The sequence below is a fragment of the Frigoribacterium sp. SL97 genome (assembly GCF_026625765.1).
GTDB lineage: Bacteria > Actinomycetota > Actinomycetes > Actinomycetales > Microbacteriaceae > Frigoribacterium.
In genome coordinates this window covers 3,568,157-3,593,976 of sequence record NZ_CP113062.1, presented here as the reverse complement: position 1 = coordinate 3,593,976, position 25,820 = coordinate 3,568,157, and the positions used below count along the sequence as shown (strand labels likewise).

36 protein-coding genes are annotated in these 25,820 nt (G+C 64.2%); 17 read left to right on the top strand and 19 right to left on the bottom strand.

Going from position 1 to position 25,820, the window contains the following annotated elements:
- Positions 1–236: 236 nt before the first annotated feature.
- Together OVA02_RS17565 and OVA02_RS17560 are read left to right on the top strand one after the other, a co-directional pair.
- Positions 237–695: a hypothetical protein gene (locus OVA02_RS17565; protein ID WP_082460660.1), complete on the top strand. Its 459-nt coding sequence runs from the start codon at positions 237–239 to the stop codon at positions 693–695.
- Entirely contained in the window at positions 685–1,017 is a 333-nt protein-coding gene (locus OVA02_RS17560; protein ID WP_056049920.1) for a transcriptional regulator, read from the top strand. Before OVA02_RS17565 ends, OVA02_RS17560 begins: the two co-directional genes overlap by 11 nt.
- A 480-nt stretch (positions 1,018–1,497) precedes the next feature.
- Here the strand turns inward: OVA02_RS17560 and OVA02_RS17555 are convergent, their stop codons facing one another.
- Positions 1,498–1,902, bottom strand: a complete 405-nt coding sequence (locus tag OVA02_RS17555; protein ID WP_157485571.1) for a hypothetical protein — start codon at positions 1,900–1,902, stop codon at positions 1,498–1,500.
- Positions 1,903–2,230: 328 nt separating this feature from the next.
- On the opposite strand from OVA02_RS17555, the gene OVA02_RS17550 reads away from it, so the two are divergent.
- The 3 genes from OVA02_RS17550 (at position 2,231) to OVA02_RS17540 (ending at position 4,000) form a co-directional block, all read left to right on the top strand.
- Complete coding sequence (locus OVA02_RS17550) at positions 2,231–2,986, top strand: hypothetical protein (RefSeq protein WP_157485572.1); 756 nt, start codon at positions 2,231–2,233, stop codon at positions 2,984–2,986.
- A 133-nt stretch (positions 2,987–3,119) separates the two neighbouring features.
- Positions 3,120–3,443, top strand: a complete 324-nt coding sequence (locus tag OVA02_RS17545; RefSeq protein WP_157485573.1) for a hypothetical protein — start codon at positions 3,120–3,122, stop codon at positions 3,441–3,443.
- A 317-nt stretch (positions 3,444–3,760) separates the two neighbouring features.
- Positions 3,761–4,000: a hypothetical protein gene (locus OVA02_RS17540; RefSeq protein WP_056049929.1), complete on the top strand. Its 240-nt coding sequence runs from the start codon at positions 3,761–3,763 to the stop codon at positions 3,998–4,000.
- 126 nt (positions 4,001–4,126) lie between these two features.
- Here the strand turns inward: OVA02_RS17540 and OVA02_RS17535 are convergent, their stop codons facing one another.
- The 4 genes from OVA02_RS17535 to OVA02_RS17520 all read right to left on the bottom strand — a co-directional run bounded on the left by OVA02_RS17535 (position 4,127) and on the right by OVA02_RS17520 (position 5,931).
- A complete protein-coding gene (locus OVA02_RS17535; protein WP_267658933.1) occupies positions 4,127–4,516 on the bottom strand; it encodes a hypothetical protein in 390 nt (129 codons plus the stop codon).
- A gap of 317 nt (positions 4,517–4,833) precedes the next feature.
- Complete coding sequence (locus OVA02_RS17530) at positions 4,834–5,097, bottom strand: hypothetical protein (RefSeq protein ID WP_157485574.1); 264 nt, start codon at positions 5,095–5,097, stop codon at positions 4,834–4,836.
- A 78-nt stretch (positions 5,098–5,175) separates the two neighbouring features.
- Complete coding sequence (locus OVA02_RS17525; RefSeq protein ID WP_056049935.1) at positions 5,176–5,436, bottom strand: hypothetical protein; 261 nt, start codon at positions 5,434–5,436, stop codon at positions 5,176–5,178.
- A 15-nt stretch (positions 5,437–5,451) separates the two neighbouring features.
- Complete coding sequence (locus OVA02_RS17520; protein WP_056049938.1) at positions 5,452–5,931, bottom strand: tetratricopeptide repeat protein; 480 nt, start codon at positions 5,929–5,931, stop codon at positions 5,452–5,454.
- A gap of 151 nt (positions 5,932–6,082) precedes the next feature.
- Between OVA02_RS17520 and OVA02_RS17515 the strand changes: the two genes are divergently transcribed.
- On the top strand, positions 6,083–6,457 hold the full coding sequence (locus OVA02_RS17515; RefSeq protein ID WP_157485575.1) for a hypothetical protein: 375 nt from the start codon (positions 6,083–6,085) through the stop codon (positions 6,455–6,457).
- 506 nt (positions 6,458–6,963) lie between these two features.
- On the opposite strand, the gene OVA02_RS17510 is transcribed toward OVA02_RS17515, so the two are convergent.
- The 3 genes from OVA02_RS17510 to OVA02_RS17500 form a co-directional block, all read right to left on the bottom strand.
- Positions 6,964–7,248, bottom strand: coding sequence for a putative quinol monooxygenase (locus OVA02_RS17510; RefSeq protein WP_056049953.1), 285 nt, complete (start codon positions 7,246–7,248; stop codon positions 6,964–6,966).
- Positions 7,249–7,334: 86 nt separating this feature from the next.
- Entirely contained in the window at positions 7,335–7,733 is a 399-nt protein-coding gene (locus OVA02_RS17505; RefSeq protein ID WP_159825157.1) for a hypothetical protein, read from the bottom strand.
- Between the two features lie 574 nt (positions 7,734–8,307).
- Positions 8,308–8,970, bottom strand: a complete 663-nt coding sequence (locus OVA02_RS17500) for a DUF2625 family protein (protein WP_267658932.1) — start codon at positions 8,968–8,970, stop codon at positions 8,308–8,310.
- Positions 8,971–9,107: 137 nt separating this feature from the next.
- Here OVA02_RS17500 and OVA02_RS17495 point away from each other — a divergent pair, with 137 nt between their 5' ends.
- The 3 genes from OVA02_RS17495 to OVA02_RS17485 all read left to right on the top strand — a co-directional run bounded on the left by OVA02_RS17495 (position 9,108) and on the right by OVA02_RS17485 (position 11,710).
- Positions 9,108–10,010 carry a hypothetical protein gene (locus OVA02_RS17495; RefSeq protein WP_157485576.1) on the top strand — a complete coding sequence of 301 codons (903 nt, stop codon included), beginning with the start codon at positions 9,108–9,110 and terminating at the stop codon, positions 10,008–10,010.
- A 51-nt stretch (positions 10,011–10,061) separates the two neighbouring features.
- Positions 10,062–10,670 (top strand): uridine kinase family protein, encoded by a 609-nt coding sequence (locus OVA02_RS17490; RefSeq protein ID WP_056049945.1) that lies wholly within the window; start codon positions 10,062–10,064, stop codon positions 10,668–10,670.
- 623 nt (positions 10,671–11,293) lie between these two features.
- Complete coding sequence (locus tag OVA02_RS17485) at positions 11,294–11,710, top strand: NUDIX domain-containing protein (protein ID WP_082460662.1); 417 nt, start codon at positions 11,294–11,296, stop codon at positions 11,708–11,710.
- A 72-nt stretch (positions 11,711–11,782) separates the two neighbouring features.
- On the opposite strand, the gene OVA02_RS17480 is transcribed toward OVA02_RS17485, so the two are convergent.
- From OVA02_RS17480 to OVA02_RS17455, 6 genes are all read right to left on the bottom strand, one after another.
- Complete coding sequence (locus tag OVA02_RS17480) at positions 11,783–12,034, bottom strand: hypothetical protein (RefSeq protein ID WP_056049947.1); 252 nt, start codon at positions 12,032–12,034, stop codon at positions 11,783–11,785.
- Positions 12,031–12,327, bottom strand: coding sequence for a hypothetical protein (locus tag OVA02_RS17475; RefSeq protein WP_157485577.1), 297 nt, complete (start codon positions 12,325–12,327; stop codon positions 12,031–12,033). The genes OVA02_RS17480 and OVA02_RS17475 overlap by 4 nt, the downstream gene beginning before the upstream one ends.
- Before the next feature lie 45 nt (positions 12,328–12,372).
- Positions 12,373–12,642, bottom strand: a complete 270-nt coding sequence (locus OVA02_RS17470; protein WP_157485578.1) for a hypothetical protein — start codon at positions 12,640–12,642, stop codon at positions 12,373–12,375.
- Between the two features lie 61 nt (positions 12,643–12,703).
- Positions 12,704–13,885 carry an IS30 family transposase gene (locus OVA02_RS17465; protein WP_056050004.1) on the bottom strand — a complete coding sequence of 394 codons (1,182 nt, stop codon included), beginning with the start codon at positions 13,883–13,885 and terminating at the stop codon, positions 12,704–12,706.
- A gap of 70 nt (positions 13,886–13,955) precedes the next feature.
- The gene (locus OVA02_RS17460; RefSeq protein WP_157485252.1) at positions 13,956–14,225 is read right to left on the bottom strand and encodes a hypothetical protein; all 270 of its coding nucleotides are present in this window, start codon (positions 14,223–14,225) and stop codon (positions 13,956–13,958) included.
- A 416-nt stretch (positions 14,226–14,641) separates the two neighbouring features.
- Positions 14,642–15,544, bottom strand: a complete 903-nt coding sequence (locus OVA02_RS17455) for a phosphotransferase (RefSeq protein WP_157485250.1) — start codon at positions 15,542–15,544, stop codon at positions 14,642–14,644.
- Between the two features lie 93 nt (positions 15,545–15,637).
- Here OVA02_RS17455 and OVA02_RS17450 point away from each other — a divergent pair, with 93 nt between their 5' ends.
- Complete coding sequence (locus OVA02_RS17450; RefSeq protein WP_056044652.1) at positions 15,638–16,201, top strand: hypothetical protein; 564 nt, start codon at positions 15,638–15,640, stop codon at positions 16,199–16,201.
- Between the two features lie 508 nt (positions 16,202–16,709).
- Here OVA02_RS17450 and OVA02_RS17445 read toward each other — a convergent pair.
- The 3 genes from OVA02_RS17445 to OVA02_RS17435 all read right to left on the bottom strand — a co-directional run bounded on the left by OVA02_RS17445 (position 16,710) and on the right by OVA02_RS17435 (position 18,361).
- Positions 16,710–17,039 carry a hypothetical protein gene (locus OVA02_RS17445; protein ID WP_200922565.1) on the bottom strand — a complete coding sequence of 110 codons (330 nt, stop codon included), beginning with the start codon at positions 17,037–17,039 and terminating at the stop codon, positions 16,710–16,712.
- A gap of 160 nt (positions 17,040–17,199) precedes the next feature.
- Complete coding sequence (locus OVA02_RS17440; protein ID WP_157485248.1) at positions 17,200–17,793, bottom strand: hypothetical protein; 594 nt, start codon at positions 17,791–17,793, stop codon at positions 17,200–17,202.
- A 58-nt stretch (positions 17,794–17,851) separates the two neighbouring features.
- Entirely contained in the window at positions 17,852–18,361 is a 510-nt protein-coding gene (locus OVA02_RS17435; protein WP_056044647.1) for a hypothetical protein, read from the bottom strand.
- Between the two features lie 226 nt (positions 18,362–18,587).
- Here OVA02_RS17435 and OVA02_RS17430 point away from each other — a divergent pair, with 226 nt between their 5' ends.
- Positions 18,588–19,865, top strand: a complete 1,278-nt coding sequence (locus OVA02_RS17430; RefSeq protein WP_056044645.1) for a DUF3500 domain-containing protein — start codon at positions 18,588–18,590, stop codon at positions 19,863–19,865.
- Between the two features lie 107 nt (positions 19,866–19,972).
- Here OVA02_RS17430 and OVA02_RS17425 read toward each other — a convergent pair whose 3' ends face one another.
- The gene (locus OVA02_RS17425) at positions 19,973–20,956 is read right to left on the bottom strand and encodes an aldo/keto reductase (protein ID WP_056044644.1); all 984 of its coding nucleotides are present in this window, start codon (positions 20,954–20,956) and stop codon (positions 19,973–19,975) included.
- An 89-nt stretch (positions 20,957–21,045) separates the two neighbouring features.
- On the opposite strand from OVA02_RS17425, the gene OVA02_RS17420 reads away from it, so the two are divergent.
- The 5 genes from OVA02_RS17420 to OVA02_RS17400 all read left to right on the top strand — a co-directional run bounded on the left by OVA02_RS17420 (position 21,046) and on the right by OVA02_RS17400 (position 24,110).
- A complete protein-coding gene (locus OVA02_RS17420) occupies positions 21,046–21,453 on the top strand; it encodes a MerR family transcriptional regulator (RefSeq protein WP_162234592.1) in 408 nt (135 codons plus the stop codon).
- A 72-nt stretch (positions 21,454–21,525) separates the two neighbouring features.
- Positions 21,526–22,707, top strand: coding sequence for an IS30 family transposase (locus OVA02_RS17415; RefSeq protein WP_056050004.1), 1,182 nt, complete (start codon positions 21,526–21,528; stop codon positions 22,705–22,707).
- Positions 22,708–22,755: 48 nt separating this feature from the next.
- Entirely contained in the window at positions 22,756–23,577 is an 822-nt protein-coding gene (locus tag OVA02_RS17410) for a hypothetical protein (RefSeq protein ID WP_056047356.1), read from the top strand.
- Between the two features lie 52 nt (positions 23,578–23,629).
- Positions 23,630–23,938 (top strand): hypothetical protein, encoded by a 309-nt coding sequence (locus tag OVA02_RS17405; protein WP_157485424.1) that lies wholly within the window; start codon positions 23,630–23,632, stop codon positions 23,936–23,938.
- A 19-nt stretch (positions 23,939–23,957) separates the two neighbouring features.
- Positions 23,958–24,110 carry a hypothetical protein gene (locus OVA02_RS17400; protein WP_157485422.1) on the top strand — a complete coding sequence of 51 codons (153 nt, stop codon included), beginning with the start codon at positions 23,958–23,960 and terminating at the stop codon, positions 24,108–24,110.
- A 196-nt stretch (positions 24,111–24,306) separates the two neighbouring features.
- Here OVA02_RS17400 and OVA02_RS17395 read toward each other — a convergent pair whose 3' ends face one another.
- A complete protein-coding gene (locus OVA02_RS17395; RefSeq protein ID WP_157485420.1) occupies positions 24,307–24,471 on the bottom strand; it encodes a hypothetical protein in 165 nt (54 codons plus the stop codon).
- A gap of 304 nt (positions 24,472–24,775) precedes the next feature.
- Here OVA02_RS17395 and OVA02_RS17390 point away from each other — a divergent pair, with 304 nt between their 5' ends.
- Complete coding sequence (locus OVA02_RS17390) at positions 24,776–25,810, top strand: YdcF family protein (protein WP_056047348.1); 1,035 nt, start codon at positions 24,776–24,778, stop codon at positions 25,808–25,810.
- The last annotated feature ends 10 nt before the right edge of the window (positions 25,811–25,820 follow it).

Here is a 25,820-nt window from a genome sequence, read left to right as displayed (position 1 = left end):
AGTCACAAACGATCGTTTCTGCATGCCCGATAGGGGATCCATGACGGGGAACCCGGGCGAACCCAGGAACCCCGCCATTCACAGCGGGGGTCTGGGCTGCCCTCGCAACGTAGCCGTATGTCGGCCGAGCATCTAGTGCCCGGTGAAGGATCGGTCAGGGGGCAAGTGGCAGAGCGTCAAGGGGGTCCGCAAGCAGACCCTTGCTTTCCACGTGGTTAAGTGAATAGCTTGTCCACATGGAAAGCAATCATGGTCAGAGTCCTGCCTCTGCTCGCGATGCCCTGCGGGGTCTCGAGGGTGACAGGCTCGAACTGGCGCGAAGGACGCGTTCACCACGCTGGTATTACCCGGGGCTGGCGCTGTTCACGGCGGCGATAGCCCTGGCTCCCCTTGCTGGAGGCGTGTGGGTCTTCGTTGTCATAGCTTTCGCTTGCCTCGGGCTCGTCGGCCTCGAGCGGGCCTTCGTGCTCACGACGGGAATCTCCACCAATAGGGTTCCTGGCCCCAGATCGTTGATCGTCCTCGTCGTGATGGGCATCGTGGTGCTCACGATGGTTTTCGTTTCCGGCCTCGCCGTGCATGCGGACTCGACTGCCTGGGCGTTGACGGCCGGCGCGGTGAGCTTCCTCACCATGTTCCCGGGCGGATACGTCTACGACCACTTCTACGGCCAGGAGCTACGGCGTGGCGTCTAGCGCACAATTTGACGAATCGATCCATGCTCCAACGAGGCTCCGCCTGTGCGCTCTTCTCCGCCCCGTCGACCACATCGATTTCTCGGTCCTCGCCATGACTCTCGGGCTGAGCGACGCGAACCTGTCCAAGACCGTCCGCGCGCTCACGGAACTCGGATACATGAGCACGACAAAAGAAGCTTCCACGACCAGGCGCGACGCGCGTCGAACCACCCGCATCTCGCTCACACCCGCGGGCCGGGTCGCAATCGACGGGCACCTCGCTGCCCTGCAGGACCTCGCATCAGCCAAGGACCTGAGCGCTACGGCAACCGACCGTTGACTGCCCGATAGCCGATCGGCTCCAGGGCGCATCGCGAGACGGGCATACTCGCTCCATGAGCAATCCCGCAGGCGTTTCCGGCCGTGCCGTGCGGCGGCGGCTGCGAGAGACGTCATGCCCGGACTGCGAGCACCCCTGGGAAGAGCACGGGGGTTCGACCCTCGAGGCGCCGGTGGCCTGTGGGGAGTGCCAGTACGAGGAGGACCACGCGCAGCAGGTCCCTGGTCGAGAGACGTGCTGGAACAGCGTGCCTCCTGCGTTGTTCGTGCGGCCGACGGCCCGAGAGCTAGAGCGCGCAGCGCCACTCCACAGAAAAGTTCTTCTGCGATTCGGGCAGTTGATGCTGGCTATGTTGCATCTAGTAGTGCGTTGGCCCTGACCAAGGGTGCCCTATAGACGATCGTCTGCCGGGTCCGTGCTGCGCGCGGCCGTCCTGGTTTGAGCGGCTAGCAGTGGGTCGAAGTAGCGAGCATTGCCGGCTCAGGGGACGTACCAGTGGTCGGACCAGGTCTCGCTCTCGACGTTGGGGTCGACGAGCTCGGCCCTGAAGGTCGTGTCGTGCCAAAAGAACGTCCCTACCTTGAGCATTGCCAAGTCGTCGGGCTCAAGCGGCCAGGCGCTGCTGACAAATGTCCAGACCTCGGGGTCATCGGGATAGATGAGGCGAGTGTCTTCGGTGTAATCAATGGACAGGTCCCCGACGACTCTCGGTGACCCCCAGCTGCGCTTCCACCAAGGGCCCTCCAGGTCCCATTCCCAGTAGGGGCTGACGGACAACCATCCGACGGTCTTCCCCGGGTACGTCGGGTGGGCTAAGCGGTAGAGGTCAGGACCCGTGCCAGCTGGCAGTGGCAGTTCCGGTCGAGATCCAGGCCAGAGAAGCATGAGCCGACTCTAATTGAGCGACGTCTCTTCGAATCAGGCCTGACTGCCGCGGTTGGTGATGAGGTGCCCGATAGGGGGTCGTCGACCGGCCACATTGTTGCGAGCACGGCTACGCCGCCATGCCAGTGACGGCGTGCCGGCGGCTCTTAGTGTGCTCTGCTGCAATGCTCGAGCCGTGCGGAGCGTCGGTCGTGAAGAAGCCCTGGAGATGCTGAGCGGTTTTGCGCCTGGCCGGAACGTGGGCGACCGCTCCGATGACCTTTTGGTTGCATTTTCTCGGCAGGACCTAGCAGCGTGCGCAGCATGCTTGCGGGACACAGTCGAAGCAATGGACGACTGGGAGTTCGCATCGGTCATGCCGCTCGAAGTCCTTGAGGCCGAGGCGGCCGCTAATGACATGGAGGCTCTGGCCGAGCAAGGTTCGCCTCGCGATACTTCTCCACTGTGGCGTCTGGATCTGGTTCGAGCTCGCCATCTCGACTGGTCTGCTGTCGTCGCCGCGGCTGACGAGGAACCGGGGCATGAGGAGTCTTGGTTCCGGGTGACCGTTCGCGAATGCCGATGGCTTTCTGCTGCCGTTCACAACGCGACGCGTCGGGACCCTGCGCTCATGTCCTCCTGGGTCGCCCCGCACGTGGCCGATCTTGCAGTGAGGGAGGCACTGGATCGAGCCATGACGGACATCGAGAGCCATGCCGCGCAGATGTCGTACCGAAGCACACCTGCCCGTGGCGTCAGCGTCGAGGCGTCGCTCGAGATCTCGACGGGGCATGCGGCCTGGCAAGCAGAACGTCGGTTGGGAAAACTTTTCCCGCAGCCGGACCGAGATCTGCTGCCGACAGAGGCCTCAAGAGGCCGTACCCGCGGTCTGCCGTGGAGATGGTCGAGGCGTCGCCCGCGGGAACGAGGTGGTGATCCAATTAAGGTCTCATGGTCCGTGGCGGATCTCGGTGCGGGGTCGCTCGTGCGCCTTAATCTTCGTTGCACTGATCAGGATTACCTGGCTTGGAAGCCCATCTCACAGGTCTTCGCACGGTGTGAGGACCTGCAGGTGGCGGCTCGAACGACACTCCGGCAACCGTGAATTTCCGCCTGTCCCGATAGGGGATCGCCATCCGGCCAGACTGGGTTGAAGGACAAAGCTTTTGGCTTGTGTCGGCGGCATCGGAAGGGGGCGTTGCTGCCAAAGTGGTCCACGGAGGGGCAGGTGAGCTGTGATGGTCGACTACTTCGACGAGGGTGAGTTCTTCTTGGAAGACGCCTTTGCGACCGCCTACTTGCAACGCCTCCGGGCAGCAGCACGCACCTGGACAACAGACATTCAACCGTCGCAGACCTCCGTGGAGACGATGGGCGACCCGGTAGCCGTTTCAATTCGTGTTCCGGGTCTCTCGGGGCTCATAACGACTCTGTGGGTGTTGTGTCACCACCGAGATGACCGGGCGCCATGGCTCCACGGTTCATGGGGCGACCGCGCCTACGTCGGGGATGCTCACGGCGTCGATCCAGACCGTGACCTTACCGTCGAGGGCCTTTTTTAGGTCCTGAGGCTCTCGCTGATTTGGCAGCGCAATGGCTAGAGGCACAGCTGTTGGTGGAGATACATCGGGACGAGTGGGCCGGCAAGCGGTGGGGCCGACGTGACAGCCTTGGCTCCATGCCGTACCCGAGGGTAAAAGCGCGCTGGGGCGTGCCCCTTCGTAGTGTTCTCGAGCGCCGAGACGGCCTTGCAGCGCCACACGAGCGTTCCGACTCTGACTGAGCAGCTGTCCCAACAGCCGATCGTCATTCGGACTATCGGTGCCCCCCGAGCGAGTGTCGGGACAGACTTGACCTTTCCCGACCAAAGGACAAAACCGTGAGCATCACCCTCCTCGAGGACCAGAGGGTGTGGGGCATGATTCCCCGCGAGATAGCCCTGTTGTGCGCATACGGCACCGGACTGATGACGGCACTCATGACTGTCATGGCCTTCGCCACGCAAGCGTGGATACTCCTCGGTGGAGCTGCAATCGGGGTAGTCATCTTCCTCTTCCTTCTGAGGCTTTCCAGCTATCTGCGCTTGCTTGCTTATGCCTCGGTTCCCCTCGACGAGTGAAGAGCTGGTTCCGTGCGGCCTATCGCCCGGTAGGGGATCAGCTTCCGGACGCGCCCATAAGTCAGAGGTCGAATTCCCCGTTGTCCCTACGGAAGCTGGGACGGGGGCTACTGCCCCCAGAACGGGTTACGCGATAGTGACGCGGATACCGTCCTCGCTTGCTACGTAGCGCTCATCTGACGTCCCTCTTTCGATCGCGAAGGATTCGCCGGACGAGTAAGGAGTTAGAACGACTAATTGGTGCAAGCCGCCCTTTTCTCGTTCCCAGACCTGGTTGAGAGAGTCGTCTGCCGTGAACCCGGCATCGGTGAGGCCCTGAGCTACTTCTTCTCCCACGTCCGTTCCTTCGAGGAAGTACTGCAGAGTTGTTGGCGTTGGGCCGCCTCCCGTGCCGGAAACTGCAGCAACGGAGTCGGAGTCGTCAAGACCAATGTCACTCGCAATGAGCAGTTGTGAGGCAAATCGCTCTTCGAAGGTGTCCCTACTGCACGCGCTCAGTCCGAAGGTGCTTGCCACGAAGGCAAGCAGGGCAACGACAAGTCGAACGCGTCGAGACATGACTCCCCTTGGCTTGTGGCCTAGTTGGCAATCATGCACCACGACACCGTGTCGCCAGCCATGGACATCAATGGCTCGACCGAGTACAGCGACTCCGGTGGCAACACTGATCAGAAGACAGGCCCAAGCGACTCGCCCCAAGAATTAATCGACATACGAAAATTGTCGGTCAAGCAGGTTTATGGATGAGCATGCTTCTGATTGCTCCATGAACGATCGTTTCTGACTGCCTGATAGGGGATCGCTCACCGAATCGCGTGGCTTGACCATCGACTTTACTTATGAATGCGATCAACTCGGGCGTTTCGAATGAAGCGCATGGCGAGTGATCCCACTGTGAAGATGACGGCGTAGGCGATAAGGGCAAGCCACAGGGGCGCTTGGAAGCGGTCGATGAGGAACCAGAAGAGCCCACCGCCGACGAAGATCAAGACGAGGTTGAGGAGAACGGTTCTTGCCGGCAGCCATGGCGTCGGGTGTTCAGTCACTGCAGTTGCGTCGACGGCGCGAGCATGCGGCAGTCCTTCTTCGTTGCTCATAGGACGAGCATGTCCCACGACGTGATCCGGCATCGAATATTGTTCCGATAGAGGATCGGCGACAGGACATTCTTCGAGTCAGTCGGCGCCGTTAGGCGAGGCTCGTAGCTTGTCCAGGTTGTCCTTGGCGTGGGCATCGCCGGCAGCAACGCCGATCAGGAAAGCTGCCTCTGCGCCTTGGCAATCTTTGAAGTGATCCATCAGGAGATTGCCCAAGCGCACCGATGCCCGAGGGGAGTAGGCGATGTGCTCTTCGAGCAGATCACGTGCCTTCTCGAAGTCGCCCCGTTCCGTGAGGATGGCCGCAAGCGCCGGGGCGGCGTCCTGGTAGGCCCACAACCCACGTTTGAGCCGCTAGAGGGTCTTCTTGTTGCGTTTCCCGTTCACCTCGGCCCATGTGCCGAGGACGCCGGCTGCCTGGCGACCGAGGTAGCTCTTCTCGCGTGACATCTTCCGAAACACCTGCCGAGCGGCATCCCTGTCACCCTTCTCGTGCAGAGACCACGCGAGTTCGTGGCCGGCACCTTCATCGCCGGCCTTCCAGCCGTTTCTGAAGGCAGCCTCCGCTTCGTCGTTGCGGTGGAGCGTCTGGAGGACGAGTCCGAGGTTCAGCGCTGCGTCGAGCACCCCCATGGCCCAGGCTCGGCTCAGTTGTTCTGCGGCGCCCTCGAGCTGGCCCTGTTGCGTGAGGAGGTTGCCGAGATTGAAGTGGGCGTCGCCGTTCCCCGCTGCTGCGGCGGCTCGAAAGTACTTCTCGGCGGTAGCAAGGTCATCCGCGTCCATGGCGTCGTTGCCGAGATTGATGAAGTCCAGTACGTAGGCGCCCGTGATCACTTGGACAGCTCCTTTGCTTGCGTGAAGTCTCGACGTCGTCGCCGTGCTCCCATCATTCCGTTTTTGCCGATGCGTGCAGATCTCGAATGGGCGTCCCGATAGGGGATCGTGGTCCGGCCGTCTGGATTGCCTCTACAGTCCACTCTTAGGGGTGGGCAAGACGACGATCGAGGTGGGGAGTGCGGCGGTGGCCAAGGCAGCCAGTTCCCGCAGGTCGACGATCGGGATGCCCAGCGCCTGGGTTGTCGTCATGACCCTGTCCTGGTGCCTCGTCTGGACTCTTGGCGTGTTGTTCGCGTCGTGGATGTGGTTCCCGTATTCGCTGGATCTGACACCCAACATCAGCGCCGATGACGCCCCTCCTGAGCTATGGCGCCCAAGGGTGGTCCTGATCACGATGACTCTTCTGACGCTGCTCATCTTTGGCGCTGCGCTGGTAGCTCGGACAAAGATGCGTGCAATAGGGCTCTACTGGCCTGCTGCCGCATCAGCCGTACTGACCGTGTTTTGGGCCGTGCGGTTCTGATGACGACACGCGCCCCCGTCGTGTTCAGCTCGAAGAATGAGTGCCTGTTAAGCCAACGAGTTCCGGACGGAGCACCCTAAGCAAAGCGGCGTCGGACATCTCTCTCGAGTTGGGCAAAGCGCGCCTCGTACGCTTGATAGTGCCATCGCGTGGCAGAGGCGTAGTCGCCTTCGTCGCTCTTCATCGAGACGTGTAGCTGACTACCGGAACCATCGTCTGTGACCGACCAGGTCACGATCACGGGCAGCCGCTTCTTGCCAGCTTTCATGAGGGCGCCAAAGAGTCGGTAGGCAAGCCGAGACCCTAGGTTCACGCTACCGACGTGACCGTTGGTCGTGGCCTGGCGAGAGGCGCCGTGAAAGTGATCGGAGACGCGGCGGGCCAAGTCGTCGGGAGCGACGGTGCTCGTGAAGTCGAAGTCTCGCTGGACGGGATGAACAGGCATCACTCTTTCTAGCGGAAGCAGAGCTACCAAGTGGGTTACGGGGTGCCCGATAGGCGATGGCTCAGTGGGAGAGGCCCACAATCGAGTAGCGGCGTGTGATCCCGACCGTGGCCCGACCCCAGTCACTGCCTGCGACTCGTTGTTGGTGCAACTCGAAGACGTGCTGATCCTCGAATCGCTCCGCAACAACCCAGACCAGAGGGTCAATAGTCGGCGTGACATCAAAGGCGAGGCAGCCGACTTCGGCTCGCGTGAGTTCGACGTGAGTCGGCAGGTGGAAGCTGACGATCCGCGCCTCTTCCTCGGTCCCGCAGATCAGGTGGCCACTGAGATGTACCTCGGTCATGTACACACCGTACGGCGCTCTCGACCGTCCGATAGAGGATCGACATCTAGGACGAACCGTGGGGTCCTCAACCGCCGTGACGCAGGCTAAGTCCGTCGAAGCCCTCGGAGCCAAGACGCCACGGCAGCGAGGTCGCCCCAGGCCCAGAGCAAAAGGACAAGGAATGCGATCGACAGCACTGCGAACACCGGTGGAAGGACGTAACCCACCCATTCGGACTGGCCATCGTTGACTGTTTCGTTGGGGCCGAGGTAGGCGGTGGGCTGGGCGTAGGCATAGGCGTGTCCGTCCGGCCCGGTGGAACCTGTCAAGACGACGTCGTCAAGCGTTACGTGCGCGTCAGCGGAAATCCACCGGCCGATGATGACGTCACCGCCACGGCGGCCGGCCAATTCCCGTCTCTCCTCCGTGAACGTGCCCCAAATCTTGGGCTCACCTCGATCATGCGCGGCGAATGCGGAGATGACGATGAAGAACGCCGCCAAGGCAATGCAAGAGACATACGCGGCCAGTTGACCCCAGCGCTGTAGTCGGAAGAAGAAGGGTCCACGTGGTCGGGCGGGGCGCAGTGGAGGCACCAGGTCAGCGTGCCATACCGCGATGCACGTACCGGCTTCGAGCATCCGTCAACCCCAGGAGGGACCGTCTGCTTCACGTTGCGTTGCTCCACGGAGCCAGCCCACGAAGCAGTGCCCGATAGGGGATCGGTCACCGGTCGAGGCGGCCCAGGCATCATTGGGGCATGAGAGCGGGGACAGTCACCTACAGGCAGACCCTCGCTGGTGTCTTGGCTGTTCTCAGCGATGTCGACCCGTATGGTCTCGAGCCTGGTTCGCCGGAGGGTGCTCCGCCGGATGAGTACGAGATGGAGGCAATCGACCTGGTTCGCATTCTTCTTAAGGCCGGCGCCGTCACGACCCAAGATGTCGAGGCGGTCTGGATGCGCTGGTTCTCTGAGTCGCTCGTCCTTCGACTCGGACCGCCCCGAATGGCACAACTGGTCGATCGACTTAACCGACTCGTGGACGGCGCCCGGTAGGGGATGGCCTGTCGGAACGGTCACGTGGCCGCGGACCATGGGTCGGGGACGCCTTGACCGGATCCGAGCTGGTCCATGAAGGTGCTGTGTACGCCGATGAGTTCCCTCATCGGTACCGTCCCCTTACTGACGGTGGCGACGTCCTTTCCCTCTGTGGTGAAGGGTGGAGGGTAGAGATGCAAGCCGTCGGCCAGGTTCAAGGCGGCGAGGTCGTCTTGCCATCGTGGCCATCGGAGCGTCTCGTAGAACTTCGTGATAGCCCCTGCGAGCATTGTCGTCACGAACTGCGCGTGGCCGATTTCGAGGTCTTCCCAGGTCAGGTTGTCCACTGAGAAGTGGTGGACGGAGCCGTCGCCTTTGCCGAATGCGCCGCCGTCCAGGGCAAATGCTCCGCCGAGTACGTCGTAGGCAACGACGAGGAGTCCTGGTGTGCCGGCGCTGGCTTGATCCAGACCGGGTAGCCCTCCATTTGAGGAGCTGCCGCCGAGGATTCGTAACCAGCCGTGATCGATGAGCAGGCCCGATGTTTCTCGAGCGAGGGCGCCAAGGTATGAGCTCGGCCCAAGTTCCAGCGCTGACGCCGTACGCGCATTTGCGTCCCGTGGCAGAACGGCGACATCAAGGGGTGATGCTGAGATGAGGTCGCTAAGTTCTGCCCACGCATTGTCCCCAGTGTTCCCCATGGTCATAGTTTGAGCCATAGCCAGGGTTTACCGGATGCAGACCCAGAAGATCTGCCCGGTAGGGGATCGCCTGCCGGCCTACTCGATGGCTTGAACGTGGTCCCATCTCGCGAGCGTGTGTGCTGGATGATGGACGCATGACGGTCCCCGAGGAATCGCCCCCGCTGCGGAGATCGAAATTCCGTAGCAGGGACGAGATGGCGGCGGCTGCCGAACGGAGCGTCCTCTCGGAGCACCCGGATCTGTCCCAGCGTGTTGTTGGAGTCATCGACGAGTACGGGACCACGACGTCGAGGATCATTGAGCAGCGGCTCCAACCAGGGGATGCGGACAAAGTCAGAGACGTTCGCTCGGTCCGCTGGCTGAATGTGCGAGGTATTCCCGGTGCCGTCTCTCTCCTCGCAACGTTCTTGGTCTTCGAAAACCTGAGTGGTGGCAGGTATCAGCCGCGGGCTGTCCCGTTCTCGAACATTACGGCCCCCATCCCGCATCCTCTCGACATCTGGGCCGCTGCGTGGGCTGGGGTGGCGCTGCTCGGCGCTTTCATCGGGGTCATGGCGGCAGATCGGTCGCGGCCGCCATACCTGCTCGGAGGGGCGGCGGCGCTGTCGATGCCGTCTGCGGTCATCGGTGTGTTCGATGAAGGCACGGCAGTCAACGAGCACATCGCGCCGTGGCTCGGCACGTGGTCGTTGATGCTCCTCGTGCTTGCGGGATCGGCATTGGCAATGTGGTCACGGGGTCACCGGCGCCGCCTCGCGGTATCGGGGGGAGCGACGGCCCGGGTTGCCGCCGCGCGGGCGGGCGTAGAGGTCGAGCATGAACGTGCTCTTTACCGCCTCGCGGAACTGATGCCACCTCGCTCGCCAGAGGGGCGTCAGCTGCTCGCGGACCGTGACCGGGCTGTGGTCGCATCCCATCGAGCGGCCGGCGCTTCTGCATGGGACTGGAGAAGGTCCGAAGGGCCGGTACCCGTCGGCGGCTTTATGTTGGCAGCAGAACACTCGGTCAGGTGCGCCGAGCTCGGACCGGCAGGATGAAGGTGTCCCGATAGACGATCGACCACCGGGGCGACCTCGTAGGGTCGTTGCATGGATCAGGGCGAAGTCGTGGAGCATGTCGCACTCAGGGCCGGGTCGGCGGGCTGCCCCATTGTGGTCGGTATCTCGGGCTTCTGCGGGTCAGGGAAGTCCACGCTTGCGCACCGCATGGTCGAGGCCCTGCCTGGCGCCGTGAGGATGCGCGGTGACGACTTTCTCGATCCTGCACGCTCTCACCTCCGCTCTGCGGACTGGGACGGAGTGGATCGGCAACGTCTCGTTTCGAGTGTCTTGGAGCCCTTCCGCGGCGAGCAGCAGGGCGAGTTCCGACGGTATGACTGGGCGGTAGGGGCCCTCGGCGCTCCGGAGCCGGTTCCTCGCGCCGAGATCCTCGTCGTCGATCTCATCGGCCTTTTCCACCCTGAGGCCCTGCCTTCCCTCGACGTCACGGTCTGGTGCGATGTCGAGCTCGACGTCGCCGTCGGCCGCGGCATGGCCCGCGACAGGGAGCTAGGCCGACGCCACGAGGCGCTGTGGACCGACGTCTGGGCTCCGAACGATCGCGACTTCGCCCAGGAATTCTTGCCGCGAGAGCGCGCAGAGACGCTGTACGCATCGTCTGATTCGGGGATCGGTCAGCGGTTCACTGAGGTTACGTAGGGTGATGAACCTGGCTCATGTTCGGCGGATGTCCAAGGGCCCGGATGCGGCAAGCGTGGGGTTGGCTTCTCGGTGAGGCGGCCTCGTCGGGGGCCGTCTTGGGTATCGCTTCGTGGCTCGTTTCGGCGGCGCTGCGCGGTGGTCTCTCGCCCGAACCCGGGCTCATTCTTCTTCTCGTAGGAGCAGTCACGGCTCTCGTCGGCGCTGTTTTCGCGTTGGGAGCAACCTGTGCGGGCCTTATCGTGGTCCGCGCGTTGGACCCTCGGCGCACTCGTCCGCGTCTTCGCCTGGTGATGGGGGCCATCACCGGTGGATTCGTGACGTGGCTGTTGGTCCGGATGCTCATGGTTCCTCAGTTGTTGTTGCCAGTCTGGCTCCCTGTTGCCGCAGCAATCACCGGCGTGGGGTTCGCGCTCGTACTCCTCCTTCGCTACGAACGTCCTCGAGCGGATCGCCGTCTCGTTAGGGCTGGCAGCTGGCCCGCGTCCTCAGACGATAGGGGTTGATCTCTGTGCTCCAGTTGTCGTGACGAAGCATCCGTTGAGGGGACAGTTCGGCCTCAGTGGTGTCGCGTCCCTTCTTGGCGTCCGTGTGGGGACGGTGGGCATGGCAGTCTCGACGTCATGTCGCATCACGTTGCTGTGGGGGCCCTTTCGGGTCCGAGGGGCCTGCTCCTTGCGCGAAGGCGTGCCGACAAGTCTTGGTACCCCAGCTGTTGGGATTTCCCGGGTGGTCATCTCGAGCCTGGTGAACGTGCGGCCGATGCGCTTGTGCGTGAGCTCCGGGAAGAGATCGGTGTCGTGGCTGTGGTGAGGGGATCGCCAGACATGCAGGTGAGAGAACGACCTGACGTTCCGGGTGGGATGGTGCTTGATCTGTGGTTGATCACGGAGTGGGAGGGGTATCCGACGAACTGTGCTCCTGAGGAGCATGACGAAGTGAGGTGGTTCTCGCCTGCGGACGCTCTGCGTCTGGACCTCGCCCACGACTCGTACCGCGTGTTCCTCGCAGAGCTCGACGACTCTCGTCGACAGGGGTGATCCGGGTCGCGCCATCGTGCACGCCCACTGTCCCGATAGACGATCGGCCCTCGGGCGGTCCCGGCAGTGGCGTCAGTCGACCGGCACAAGTCCTCGGTCGGCCTCGTGGTTAAAGCCTGTTTCGTACAGATCCACGTCCACGTCGACGATTTCGATGCGGAACTGGTCGAGAAACCGTCGGAAGCCGGGATCGAGGCGGAGGCTCCTGATTGCGCGACGTGCTTCAGTCTCCGAGGTGAAGTAGCCGATCTGTTTGAGGTCGACCAAGGGCCATTCGGTGTGCTGTCCGCGGGGTCGGAGGTGTGTGACGGAGAAAAGCTTCATTCTTCTCGGCCCTCGGCGTCATAGGAGAAGAAGCCGCCACGCCAGACGACGTCGTCGAGGTCGTACTGGAACACGGTCAGGCCCTCGTCGAAATCTACCGGCCCAAGATGGCCGTCAAAGCCGGGCTGGAGCCGAGCCCGTTCAACTGCCTCGTTCGCCAGCTTCTCCGTCGAGTAGACACCGAACACACGTGGAAACGCGACCTCCTCATATCTGGAGACGGTTGCTGCGTAGAGATGTCCTACCGTCCAGACAGACCGGCGTTCCGTATCGGGTGTCGACGGGTTGATCACTTGATCAGGCTAGGACGTCGCCGGGGATGCCCGATAGCCGATCGCTCAGCGGCCTCTTGGCTTTCGGGTAGTCCCGTCGACGCTGTCGCCCTCGTTTCTAAGTACTTCGCCTTCGGCTACGTCTTCCGTGATGGTGATGCCCGGATTCCAGCCGTGGCGCGTCCACCAGGTGCGCAGCGCGATACCGATCGAGAGACCAAGAGGTAGTGCTGCAAGGGTGAGAGCTGCGCCATCCACAAGAACCAGCAGGAGTATGCCAACCGCAAAACCGACGGCGCAGAAAAGGTAGATCCGTTGGCTGCTTCGGGATGACATAAAGGCACCATAGGCTGAAGGTTGGGTCTCTATGCGTCCCGCCCGATAGGGGATGGCGGTTTCAGGGGGTCGTTGCAACGGGTGGTTGTTTCGGGTCCGAGAGTAGCTCCTGGAACGCTTCTGCCGGTGTCCGGAAGTCGAGGGTTTTGCGGGGTCTGCCGTTGAGTTCTGTGGCGACTTCGAGGAGTCGTTCCGGGCTGTGAACAGTGAGGTCGGTGGACTTCGGGAAGTACTGCCGGAGAAGCCCATTGGTGTTCTCGTTCGAGCCGCGCTGCCAGGGCTTGTGGGGGTCGCAGAAGTAGATAGCGAGGTCAGTGGCGAGGGTGATGTCTTTGTGCCGGGCAAGCTCCGTGCCCTGGTCCCAGGTCAACGACCGGCGCAGGTGTTCGGGCAGGGTCTTGATCGTGGGGATCATGGCGTCGCGGACGGCGTCGGCGCTGTGCCCGTCTGGCAGGTGCAGCAGCATCACGTAACGGGTGGTCCGCTCAACCAACGTTCCGATGGCGCTCCGGGCGTTCGTGCCGACGATGAGGTCTCCTTCCCAGTGCCCGGGAACGGCGCGGTCTTCCACCTCGGCAGGGCGTTCGCTGATCAGGACCATGTCGCGGATCTTCGACCACGACGCCCGCCTGGCCTCGCCCCGGTGTCGGCGGATCGCCCTGCCGGTGCGGAGGTGTTTATGCAGGTCAGCGCGCAGGTGCCCGCGCCCCTGGACGAACAGGGTTTGGTAGATCGTCTCGTGGGACACGTGCATCTCCGGCCGGTCAGGGAAGGACCTGACCAGGTCATCACGGATCTGCTCCGGGGACCAGTTCCGCACCAGCCGAAGCTCGACCTGCAGGGCAAGCTCGACCCGGTCCAGCTTCCGGGGCTTCGGGCGCCGCGCCCGTTCCCGGGATCGCTTCTGGGCGGCGTAGGGGCGGTAAGCGCCGCCGCGTGAGCTGTTCCGGGTGAGCTCCCTACTGATCGTCGAGGGCGCCCGACCGAGCTCGGCCGCGATCCGGCGGACGCCTGCGCCGCCGAGGTGGAGGTCAGCGATCTTGAGCCGTTCCTCCTCGCTCAAGTACCGGCCCGACCGGGCGGCGCGCTCGAACGGATTCTTCCCTTGAGCGGCTTTGAACCATCGGTAGCCCTGACGCGGATGCACGCCGACAGCATCGCAAGCAGCCGGCCTGCTCAAGCCCTGTCCGAGTAGCTCCCAGAACCAAGCCTCCCGGGCACGTTGTTCCAGCCTCGATCCCATCTGCAGCACTCCGATTCACGGTGGTGTTGCAACGACCACCTGAACCCAAGGATTGTTTATCGGACGCGAGCTAGAGCTGCTCGCGTTCGTTCTCTGGCTTGTTGGCGCCGCCATCTTTTTGCGCGGTTGCTCTGCGCTTCATCAGAGTGCGAACGAATCCAACGAGCATCGCAATACCCATGACGAAGGCCGCGCCGGCTATGAGCAGGTCAGTACCTTGCATGCCAGTCGTCAGTACGTAGATGGGGATCGCGATCACGATGCCCGTGCAGATGACGACGTTTCCGGCGGCAGCGATGGAACCGTCGGGCTTCGCGTTTGATGGCTGACGCCCCTTCATCGCGAGAGGTCCCCGGCTTCGAGAAGGTTCATAGCCCGATTCAACCATGAGGCATAAAAGCTGCGTCCCGATAGCCGATGGGCTCTCGAGACGGCTTGCTACTCGCCCCGCGACTGCCGCGCACGGTGCGCTCGGTAGCTGACGCCGTAGATGAGTGCCAGAGCCGCCGTCAGAACGGGCGGTGCGACTAGGCCGAGCTGGTTCCACCATGAAACTCCACCCACGGAAACAAGCACGAAGACAGCGAGTGTGAGCAAGAGCGCGGCCAGCACTCCCCATACAACCGCCGCCTTGGCACACCTGCTCGCCGGACCGGGCTGCAGCCAAAAGCTCTCCTTGGGCACGTCATCAGGGTAGGCGCAGCGTCGGGCTGCCGCTAGGCAATGTCCGGTAAGGGATCGCGCTGCGGGCGCGTCTCAAGCCCAGCGGCGCCTCAACCATAGGAGAGCTGCATCGGCTTCCTGCCGCTGAAAGTCCCTCAGGTTCGGCATGTCCTCGGGTGCCGGTACCTGGAGTTGCTCGACCCATGAGCCAGCAAGTCCAGCAAGGACCGCATCGACGGCCTCTGCCGGCACACCTCGGAGAGAAGGGTGATCGAGATGCTTTTCGACGTCTGCGTCCCCGTCGTTGACCAAGACATCGAGGAGGTATGTGACCGAGTCGAACCAGGATGCTCCGACACTGGCCCAGGGCCAGTCGACCAGCCACACCCGTGATCTTTCGTCGATGAGGAGGTTGTCGGCACGGCAGTCCAGGTGCACGAGGTGATCTCCCTCGGCTGCCCTGGGAAGTTGTGCGGCGACGTGGCGGAGCCGGTCGATGTGCGCACCGACCCAAGGATCGAGTTCGTTCACTGCTCCCGACGTGGTCAAACGGTTCCAGCTCGCAGCGTCCGATGTCAGCTCGTCCGAGAGTCGGGGCAACTGCGAGGGCGTCTCGATGCGGGGCAGCGTTCCGAGCGCATCGAGGACGAGCGTGGTGTCGTCCACCCCTGGCTGGCGGCCGTCGATGTCCTCGTAAGCCACGACGATCCAGTCGTCTTGCTCGAGGGTCCCGACAAGGCGGGGTGCGGACACCGACGTGGGAAGGTCCCGGACGATTGCTGCTTCCCGCCGATGCAGCTCGTAGGTGCCGACGTTGCGGGCACGTTCGACGGACTTTGCGAAGACACGGCGGCCGTCGGCAAGGACTAGGCGATCAGCACTCCCGGAGGAGAAGCCGCCGGTTTGACTGACGGCCTCCGTGACCTCGGCGCCGAGTGCATCCTCGACGGCGCGCCGCAAGGTGTGCGGTGCTTCTGCCCATGTCGTCCTGGCCATGATCATTCCTTTCCGCGGCAGCCCCACCCTTACACGGACGTGACCGCCCAATAGGGGATCGTCTGTCGAACAGGTCGCATCTATGCTGACGACGTGTCTGCTGCCGAGGTCGTCGAGCTCCTTCGAGAACGACGTGTCGCCCTCGAGGCAGGGCTTTCCGAGGCTGAGTTGCGTCGTGCTGAACGCCGATACGGCGTCCGTTTTGCCCCCGATCACCGCGAGCTCCTCGCCCTCGCGCTGCCCGTGGCTGATGGCTGGTACGACTGGCGGGCGAGGGCAGACAAGCGTGTCCGCGATGCGATCCGAGCGCCTTTCGAGGGCGTCTTGTTCGATGTCGAGAACAACGTCTTCTGGCCGGCGTCGTGGGGTCAACGCCCCGACTCCGTCGAAGCGCGCTTCGAGGTCGTGAAGCAACAGGTCACCACATGGCCGCAGCTCGTACCTCTGTACGGCCACCGTTATCTGCCGGCCGCGCCGTTCGGCCCAGGGGCCCCGGTCTTCTCCGTCGTCCAGACGGATGTCATCGTCTTCGGCACGAACCTGCTGGACTACGCAGCCCGCGAGTTTGGCACGCCCCGGGCGCTCCCTGAAGCGGTCCTGGCGACCCGCGGCCTGGAGCCCTGGTCCCTCCTGGCATTTGAAGAAGACGTTCCATAGGGCCGAACACGATCTGGGGGCAGCGTCCCGATAGACGATCGGTGACTGGGCTGCCCTAGACGCGAGGTGACCCGGAGAACGCGTCAGTGAACGTGCCGACCAGGATCACGACAGAGATGGCCACAAATATGAGACCTACGCAGAGAATCATGGTCGGATGGCTTTCAGAGCCAATGTGGACTCCCAGCCGTTCGCGCTCACTTTTGACCCGTCTCGAAAAGGGCAGGTGAAAGATCGCGAGGAGCAGCCCGACCACGATTAGCAGCGACGCGACTATCAGGGCGGCCGTTTCTGACGTGTTCAAGGCTGCACCTGCGGCGAGGGGTACCAGGCGGCTGATACGGCACGTCGCTCAGAGGGAGACATCGACCGGGGCATGTGCGTATTCAATCGGATCTCCGGAGCGCGTTCGCACCGTCAATCAGACTGCGGAGTGCCCGATAGGGGATCGTTCATTGGATCGATTCGTTCCTGCGGTGCGGCGTGGAGTGAGAGTGATTTCTCGCCTCTACGACTTCACTGTCACGAGGAAGCGCCTGTTGCGCTCGTTGACGAGTTCGCCCGACCACGGTGTCTCGAGGTGCCCGTCGTCCTCGTCGTCAAATCCGCGCAGGGCCGCGCCGCTGGGAACGCGAAGAATTGGTGTCGCGGAGCCATCCTCAGCGAGCACGAGGATGTCCACGACCCGACCGCGGATACGAGTTTCGATGGGGGAGTCGTGGTGGGTCTCGATCAACCGCACTTGTCCGTCCGCGTCCCGCCAACGAAGACAGCCCAGGTCGACTACATCGTTGCGTTCGATCGCCGGGCCGCAACATTCGTGCTCCCAATCGCCCACTTCGACTGTGACTCTCAAGGGTGCTCCTTCCGTGGCTCGTGTCGGCACGTTAGCGGAGTCGAAGCTGGTGCCCGTTAGTCGATCGCCGGCCGGGCAGTCGCTTAAGCACTGACTGGCACATCCATGGACTCCACGGGAGTTGGTGTTCGGGGGCGGTCAGCTACTTCTTCCACCAGAAGTCAGGTCTGCCCCCGAAAGCTTCGTGCATCTCCAAGACGATGTCCTGTTCGGGCTCACGGAAGAGGACCGGAACGCCGTCGGTGGTCACGGTCAGGCTTCCCTGTGAGTTGTCATCCAAGGCCTGTAAGCCGACAACCGTGCGACCATCTGCGCCCGTTGTCGCGCCCGTCATGCGCCAGCGGTCCCGGGACCTTGACCAGATACCCATCCTTAGGGGGAAGAAAAGACCCAGGTGAGCTGGCATGTTTTCAACGGTGCCTCGATCGACGTCCTCTTCATCGCGTTGCCCAGGGGAGGTCAGTAGCAGTCCGTCGATGGGGTTGTAAACGTCTCGTATGCCAGCGGCGTGGTCGACGCTTTCCCAGCAGCCCGTCTCGGGATCAGCCCACACCTCGTAACGGGTTTCGTCTCCACCGCTGGAGACGATGATGTGCCCGTGGAACTTGCGAGATACCTGTGGATCAAGCAGCTGGCCGATGACGGTCATCAAAGTGCCAACCGGGCCAGTGTCCGTGTGCGCCATATGAACCATTCTCGTTGATACACCGCCAAGAGCGTTGACGTAGAAGGGCATGGCTGTCTCTGAAGTCGGGCCAGAAGATAAAACGGGGTGTTGCCCGATAGCCGATCGCTTATCGGGGCTCGACAAGGCCTGCTTCTAGACAGCGCAGCGACGAACGCAGCATCTTCTGGAGCTGGCCTAGTTCCCGCAAGCTCCACCTGCTCAGCGCGTTAACACGGCTGTCGTCGGTGAGGTAATTGAACTGTCGTTGGACCAGTTTGTCGTAGACGGCTTGCGCGGCTCCAGATCGCGGCGGGGGGAGGCGCAGTGAGTGACGGACATCGTCGGCCAAGTTGATACAGGTGAGGGCCGCCTCCTCATCAAGCTTGTTCACCTTGCGGTCGAGGTAGTCCTTGACCCCACGCGCGTCGACGATGCTCAGGGCCTCCGGCGGGCCGCTCGGCCAGGACTGCTGCTCCGCATGGCGACGTGCCGCGTCTTCCGTGGGGAAGGTCTGGACAAGCGTGGCTCGGGTTGCGACGGCATCTCGCGTTTCGTCGTCGACATCCTGACCCCACCAGATGAAGCGGGGGCGAGGGTCAAGATCGACCCGGACAGGCCGCCCGTCATCAATGCGCATCTACTTGGTCTACAGGTCTTTCGTCAACGCTGTCTAATGCCGCAGGGAGGTGTTTGCGCATCTTCGTAGATGGAGACGATGCGCCTCGGCTTCCGCAGACTGTCGTTGTCTTGATAGGGGATCGTCTATCGGACGGTTTCACGACGCCTGAAACCGATCCGGCTCTCATGACCGGCTCATAGATTTCTCATTGAATTGACCAAGCCGGGCTCTTTAGCTTTGCCCCATGACGAAGACCACGGACACGAACAAGCGCCCGCGCCGCCACCAGCTCCTCCTCGGAACGACCGTGTTCCTGGTCGGGGGCCTCCTGCTCAGCGGCTGCGCCGCCGGCACCACCAGCTCCTCCAGCACGACCGGCTCCGGCACCACCACCTCGAGCAGCGCCACCGGCGACCTCACCGTCGCCGAGGCAGCGACCGAGGTCACGGAATCGGACTCGAGCACCACCGCCGAGACCATCACGAACACCACCGCAGCCGTTCAGGCGTTCCTCGCCACGCTCACCGACGAGCAGAAGGAAGCGGTCACCTACGACTACGGCGACGAGACCAAGACCACCTCGTGGTCGAACTTCCCCATCACCTTCGTCGACCGGGCCGGGCTGGACGTCGCCGACCTCACGGAAGAGCAGCAAGTCGCCGCCCTCCAGGTAATCGAGGCACTCCTCAGCGACGACGCCTACGAGACCGTCTCGAACATCATCGCCAGCGACCAGTACCTCGCGGACAATTCCAGCTCCACCGATGCCGATGTCCTCGGGCAGTACTACATCGCGTTCTTCGGCGACGCCTCCGACACCAGCGCCTACGAAGTCCAGTTCGGCGGCCACCACCTCGGCATCAACGCCACCCTCGACGGCACCGCCGACGCGATCACCTTCGCCCCGACACACCTCGGCGTGCAGCCCGCGGACTGGACCACGGACGACGGCACCGAGGTGCAGGCCTTCGATGGGATCTACACCGACGCGTTCGCGTTCTACGACTCCCTCACGGCCGAGCAGCAGGCGACCCTCACCTCCGGAGACGTCACCATGTGCGCCCCCGGCGACACCTGCGACTTCACCACCGGTGCCGGCCTGACCGGCGCCGACCTCACCGATGAGCAGCGCGAGCTCCTGCTCGACCTGGTCGCCAACTGGTCGGGCATGGCCGACGAGGAGAGCGCCGCCACCACCCGCGCCGAGATCGAGGCGACCCTCGACGACACCGTCATCGCCTGGTCGGGCGAGACCACCTACGACATGACCCAGGGCGACGGCATCAACTTCTCCATCTCCGGGCCGAACGTCTACGTCGGATTCCAGGCACAGCAGGGCTCCGCCGGCGCCGACGTCGAAGGTGTCTCCACCTCCGGCTGGGGCCACGTCCACACGATCTACCGCGACCCGACCGACGACTACGCAAACAGCGTCGAGCAGCAGGCGGCAACCGGCGGCATGGGCGGTGGTGCACCCGCGGGCGGCGCCCCGAGCGACGGCGGCACCCCGCCCAGCAACTAGTAAGGCCTCTAGCGAGGGAGGGTCACCACTGGGTTGCGTTCGGGCACTGAGTGGTCTTGCCTTGCCCCTCGTGCGCCCGGCACATGGAGGGGTGCAAATCTTGCGTGCTAACCGCGGTCTCGAGCCATGCCAGCCTCGGTATTGCGGGTCCCGACGGCCACGCCGTGCGGGGAGGCAGCCTCGATCCGCTCGAGGTCGCTCGTAGTGAGCACGACGTCTGCTGCGGCGACGTTCTCCTTGACGCGGGATGCTTTCGTGGTGCCGGGGATAGGGACCGTGCCGGCCCGGATCAGCCATGCAAGGGCGAGCTGCGCGGTACTGACGTTCTTCTCGTCGGCGATCACCTTGAGTGCGTCGACGACGCGGAGGTTCGCATCGATCGCTTCGTCGGAGAACCGGGGAAGGTTTCGACGTGCATCACCCTCGGGTAGGTCGTCCTTGCGGGTGACGGTGCCGGAAAGGAATCCGCGACCGAGAGGGGAGAACGGCACGAATCCGATGCCGAGTTCCCGCGCGGTGTCGAGAACTCCGTTGTGTTCGGCATCACGCTCGAACAGGCTGTATTCGGACTGGATTGCAGTGATCGGGAATGTTGTGTGGGCCCTGCGGAGGGTTTCAGCGGAGGTCTCTGAGACCCCGATGTAGCGGGCTTTACCGGCGCTGACGGCCTCGCTCATGGCGCCGATGGTGTCCTCGATCGGCACGTTCGGGTCGACACGGTGGAGGTACCAGAGGTCGACGTGGTCGGTTCCGAGGTGGCTCAGGGATCTGTCGATAGCGCGCCGCGCGTGTTCCGGGGAGCCGTCAAGGCCGATCGGTGCGCCGTCATCGGCGAAATTGGTAGCGAACTTTGACGCGACCGCCACCCGGTCCCGGTCAGCGCCAAGGACCCGGCCGAGCAGCTTTTCGTTCTCGAACGGCCCGTAAGCCTCCGCCGTGTCGAAAAGGGTGATGCCGAGGTCGAGAGCCTGCCGGATGGTCTCGGCGGAGCCTGTTTCAGTCGCGCCGCCGTAGAAGGCGCTCATGCCCATGCACCCGAGCCCGAGTGGGGATGTGGCGAGGCCTTGAGAGCCGAGAGGAATCTGCTGCATGGAAGTTCTCCGTTCACCGCCGGGTCGACCCGGACGCTTTGACTCTCGACCCTGGTGTGCAGACCATGTCAAGTGGGAGACTTGTGCCCATGCTGCTTCCCGAGGTCAATGTTGACGAGCCCGTGACGATCAGCGTCGCGGCGGATCTGCTCGGCGTCACCGTTGACACGATCCGCTACTACGAGAAAGAAGGCATCGCGCCGGCACCAGGACGAGGCTCAGACGGGTGGCGTCGGTACGACACTGCTGCGTTGAGTTGGCTCGCGGGAACGGTGATGCTCCGCGGCACGGGGATGAACGTCCAGGAAATGCGCGAGTACGCGGCCGCGTACAGGGCCGGTGCTGACGACTCTCGACGTCTCGTTCTTCTCGAACAGCACCACGCGTCTGTTCTCGCTCGGCAGGCGGAGGTGCAACGGCACCTTGCGGCGCTGGAACGGAAGATCGAGGCGTACCGCGAGACCATCGCCGCGGCCGGCGCCCGATCGGCGGCCTGACCGCCCTGTCCGGTCGACCACCCTTGGGTTCAGGTGGTCGTTGCAACACCACCGTGAATCGGAGTGCTGCAGATGGGATCGAGGCTGGAACAACGTGCCCGGGAGGCTTGGTTCTGGGAGCTACTCGGACAGGGCTTGAGCAGGCCGGCTGCTTGCGATGCTGTCGGCGTGCATCCGCGTCAGGGCTACCGATGGTTCAAAGCCGCTCAAGGGAAGAATCCGTTCGAGCGCGCCGCCCGGTCGGGCCGGTACTTGAGCGAGGAGGAACGGCTCAAGATCGCTGACCTCCACCTCGGCGGCGCAGGCGTCCGCCGGATCGCGGCCGAGCTCGGTCGGGCGCCCTCGACGATCAGTAGGGAGCTCACCCGGAACAGCTCACGCGGCGGCGCTTACCGCCCCTACGCCGCCCAGAAGCGATCCCGGGAACGGGCGCGGCGCCCGAAGCCCCGGAAGCTGGACCGGGTCGAGCTTGCCCTGCAGGTCGAGCTTCGGCTGGTGCGGAACTGGTCCCCGGAGCAGATCCGTGATGACCTGGTCAGGTCCTTCCCTGACCGGCCGGAGATGCACGTGTCCCACGAGACGATCTACCAAACCCTGTTCGTCCAGGGGCGCGGGCACCTGCGCGCTGACCTGCATAAACACCTCCGCACCGGCAGGGCGATCCGCCGACACCGGGGCGAGGCCAGGCGGGCGTCGTGGTCGAAGATCCGCGACATGGTCCTGATCAGCGAACGCCCTGCCGAGGTGGAAGACCGCGCCGTTCCCGGGCACTGGGAAGGAGACCTCATCGTCGGCACGAACGCCCGGAGCGCCATCGGAACGTTGGTTGAGCGGACCACCCGTTACGTGATGCTGCTGCACCTGCCAGACGGGCACAGCGCCGACGCCGTCCGCGACGCCATGATCCCCACGATCAAGACCCTGCCCGAACACCTGCGCCGGTCGTTGACCTGGGACCAGGGCACGGAGCTTGCCCGGCACAAAGACATCACCCTCGCCACTGACCTCGCTATCTACTTCTGCGACCCCCACAAGCCCTGGCAGCGCGGCTCGAACGAGAACACCAATGGGCTTCTCCGGCAGTACTTCCCGAAGTCCACCGACCTCACTGTTCACAGCCCGGAACGACTCCTCGAAGTCGCCACAGAACTCAACGGCAGACCCCGCAAAACCCTCGACTTCCGGACACCGGCAGAAGCGTTCCAGGAGCTACTCTCGGACCCGAAACAACCACCCGTTGCAACGACCCCCTGAAACCGCCACCGGCTATCGGACGTCAACCAAGGCCTCCAAGATTGCTGCATGACAGCAGTAGGTGACGGCGAGCGGGGCCAGCATGACCGGCAGGAAGCTCCCGAGCACGAGGAGCTGGGGAGACGCGCACTGGCGCGCAGCTTCGCGCGCTACGACACGCTTGCGGCCCGTGCCGAGGCGCTGGCTGTGAAGGCAGGCTCATCACTCGCGGGGGACCGAAGCGCGACCCCGTACAGCTCGGCCCCTGACCAGCTACGCGCTGGCCTCGGCGTTGCCCTTGACCACCTGCACGCGTTCAAGATCATCGTTACGGACGGCGGAGCCGTCCTCCCCTTTGCCATGTTCACGCTTGTGAGAAGCGCCTACGAGGCCGCGGGTACGGCCCTGTGGCTCCTGCACCCGTCGTCCCGCGACGACCGAGTGCTTCGGTCATTGAAACTCGCGCGCGAGAACCGCCGTCTGGTTCACGTCGCCATGCAGCATTTGGAACGAGACGACCCAGGGTGGGCGCGAACTCTTGCCGCCCTCGAAAGGAACCGGGACGCGCGGCCCGGACTTGTTGGCGTCGACCTTCGAGACGTTGAGAGGGTGACGAATCGTCTTAAAGAGCTAGGCCCACTACTGCCGTCGTTGTTCCAGTCGCCGTTGACTCTCTGGCAGACCTCTAGTGGCATGGCTCACGCGAACGGCTCGATGATTCTTCTCATGCTTGACCGCGAGCAAGTCGGTCCGTCCGAGCACGGCGGGGCCGACTTCATGATGACGCCCAGCCTGCTTGCCCTAGCCGGCTACTTCGATGCCGCGCTCGACATGATCGAGATAGCTCTCGACCTCTGGGACAGCCGAAACAGGCCCGCCGAACTGCACTGACGGAGGCTCGCCCTACGCTCCCGCCGTGGGAGTTCGAGGATCAGGTGAAGCAGTGGCCAAAATTCTGCGCCGGCCGATCCCAACGCACCCGTTCGCAGTGCCGCCAGCACCGGGACACTTCGGTGTCTGGCAGGTACGCCGGGACCGTGCCGCGCCCCTTGGCTATGTCCTCTCGCGCCCCGAGCTGGGCGGCATCGTTTACCACTGCTACGCCCACGGCCGAGACGATGCCGGCGGCCGGCCCTGGCTGCGCCGAGAGGGGAGCCTGAACAGCGCCGTCGCATGGATGATCCAGCACGAGGCCGAGCTGTCGGCCCTCACGGGCCGGCTGCACCCTGAGCCGGACGAGTGGCCGTCGTGACCCCGGGTAGCGCCCGGTCATGAGCTGGTTCGTCAGGCACCGCCCCAAGGCTGACACGATCGCCGAGGCCATGGCCGTCGAGGTCAACGCCCCGACACCGGCCGCCGCGATCGACCAGGTGCGCGCCACGCTGCCCGAGGATCGCATCGTGACCTCAGTCGCTCCCTACTGAGCCCGAGAGAGCCGTCAGTGGGCTGCGCGTAGCTTGGCTCCGGTCAGCTTCCCCCCGAGCTGGCCGAGAGCTGCCGGGCGGTCCCTAACCCGCTAGGCAGTAGCAGCCCCCGCATTCCGGCTCTCCCAGCCGGGCGGGGGCTTCTTCGTGCACTCCGACCGTTCTCGAGTCCTGTGCCGGCCGACGCGCGCTCGTGTCAGATGACGGCGTAGGCGATGGTCGCGGCCGCGACGATGCCGGCCGCGCAGAGCGTCATGATTGCGCGCCGAGACGCGGGGCGGTTGGCGCGAATGTCTTTCACCATGAGCACCATCGCGACCACGGCGATGACCACCATGAGGCCGACGCCTAGGAGGATCACGACTCGCATCATCACGGGTCGACAGTAGCGAACGGCCCGCTTTGCGGTCCGGGGGAGTCGCTGCGCTCCCAGGGAGCCGCTACGCGGCGCTCAATGCCCTTCGGGCACGTCTTTTTGCCGTGAAGCCTTCGGCGGCTCGGTCGCTGCTCTCCCTCGTAGCCACCTCCGAGACTCCGTTCAAGTGGCTACGCCACCGGCTCCTCCGAGATTTTCGGCACGCGGTCACAAGCTCCCTTATTTCGCGCTGAAATTCTCTCCCTGCCGCCCTCCGGGTTGCATTGCGCCCTGCGGGTAGCCTCTGCTCATGACCGCGATCTCGGCCGGCATCGCCGTCGTCTTCCTGCTGCTCTTCGCCGCGTCGCGTCGGCGGGACGCCCGCCGGTTCCGCAACGGGGTGTTCCTCTTGATGGCCGGGGGCTTCGGGGTCGTCGCCGCCGCGAACGTCCTCGTCGCGGCGTTCCCGCCGCTCGTCTTCGTGTTCCTCGTCGCCGTGGCGCTCGTGCCCCTGCTCGTCCTCGCGCTCGCCGTCTTCGCGATCGCGAACGGCGTCACCATGCTGCGGTCCGAAGGGCGCAGCCTCGGCAACCTGCTGTCGTTGCTGGTCGGCATCGCGCTGATCGGCGTGCCGTTGCTCGTCGTCGTGATCGTCGAGGCCGGTCGCCGGTCGGACGTCGCGGCCCTCCAGGACGCAGCCGTGGGGCTCGGCATCGTCGTGGTCTTCGTCACCGGCTACGCCGCGCTCACGTTCGCCGCGTTCACCCTGTGGTCGCTCGTCTACGCCCGACCCCGGGTGCGCGAGCAGCCCGACGCCCTGATCGTGCTCGGCTCCGGGCTGATCCGCGGCGAGGTGCCGCCGCTGCTGCGCAGCCGACTCGACCGGGCGCTGGCGATCTACCGCGCGACCCCCGAGGGCGTGAGGCGGCCGGTGCTCGTCCCGTCGGGCGGTCAGGGGGCCGACGAACCGCGTCCCGAGGGCGAGGCCATGGCCGAGTACCTGATCGCCCAGGGGGCCGACCCGGCCGACGTGCTGCCCGAGACCGAGTCGCGCTCGACCCGCGAGAACCTCGTGCTGTCGGGGAAGGTGCTCGCCGACGCCGGTCGGACCGGGTCGACCCTGGTCGTGACGAACAACTACCACGTCCTGCGCGCCGCGCTGCTGGCGCGGGACGCCGGCAGCAGCGCCGACGTGGTCGGGGCGCCCACCGCCGCGTACTACGTGCCGAGCGCCTTCCTGCGCGAGTGGGTCGCCGTGATGGTCGAGCACAAGCTGCTCAACGTGCTGCTGATCGCGCCGTTCGTCGTGCTGCTGGCGTCCCTGCTGGTCTACGCGCGCCTCTGACCCGCCGGCA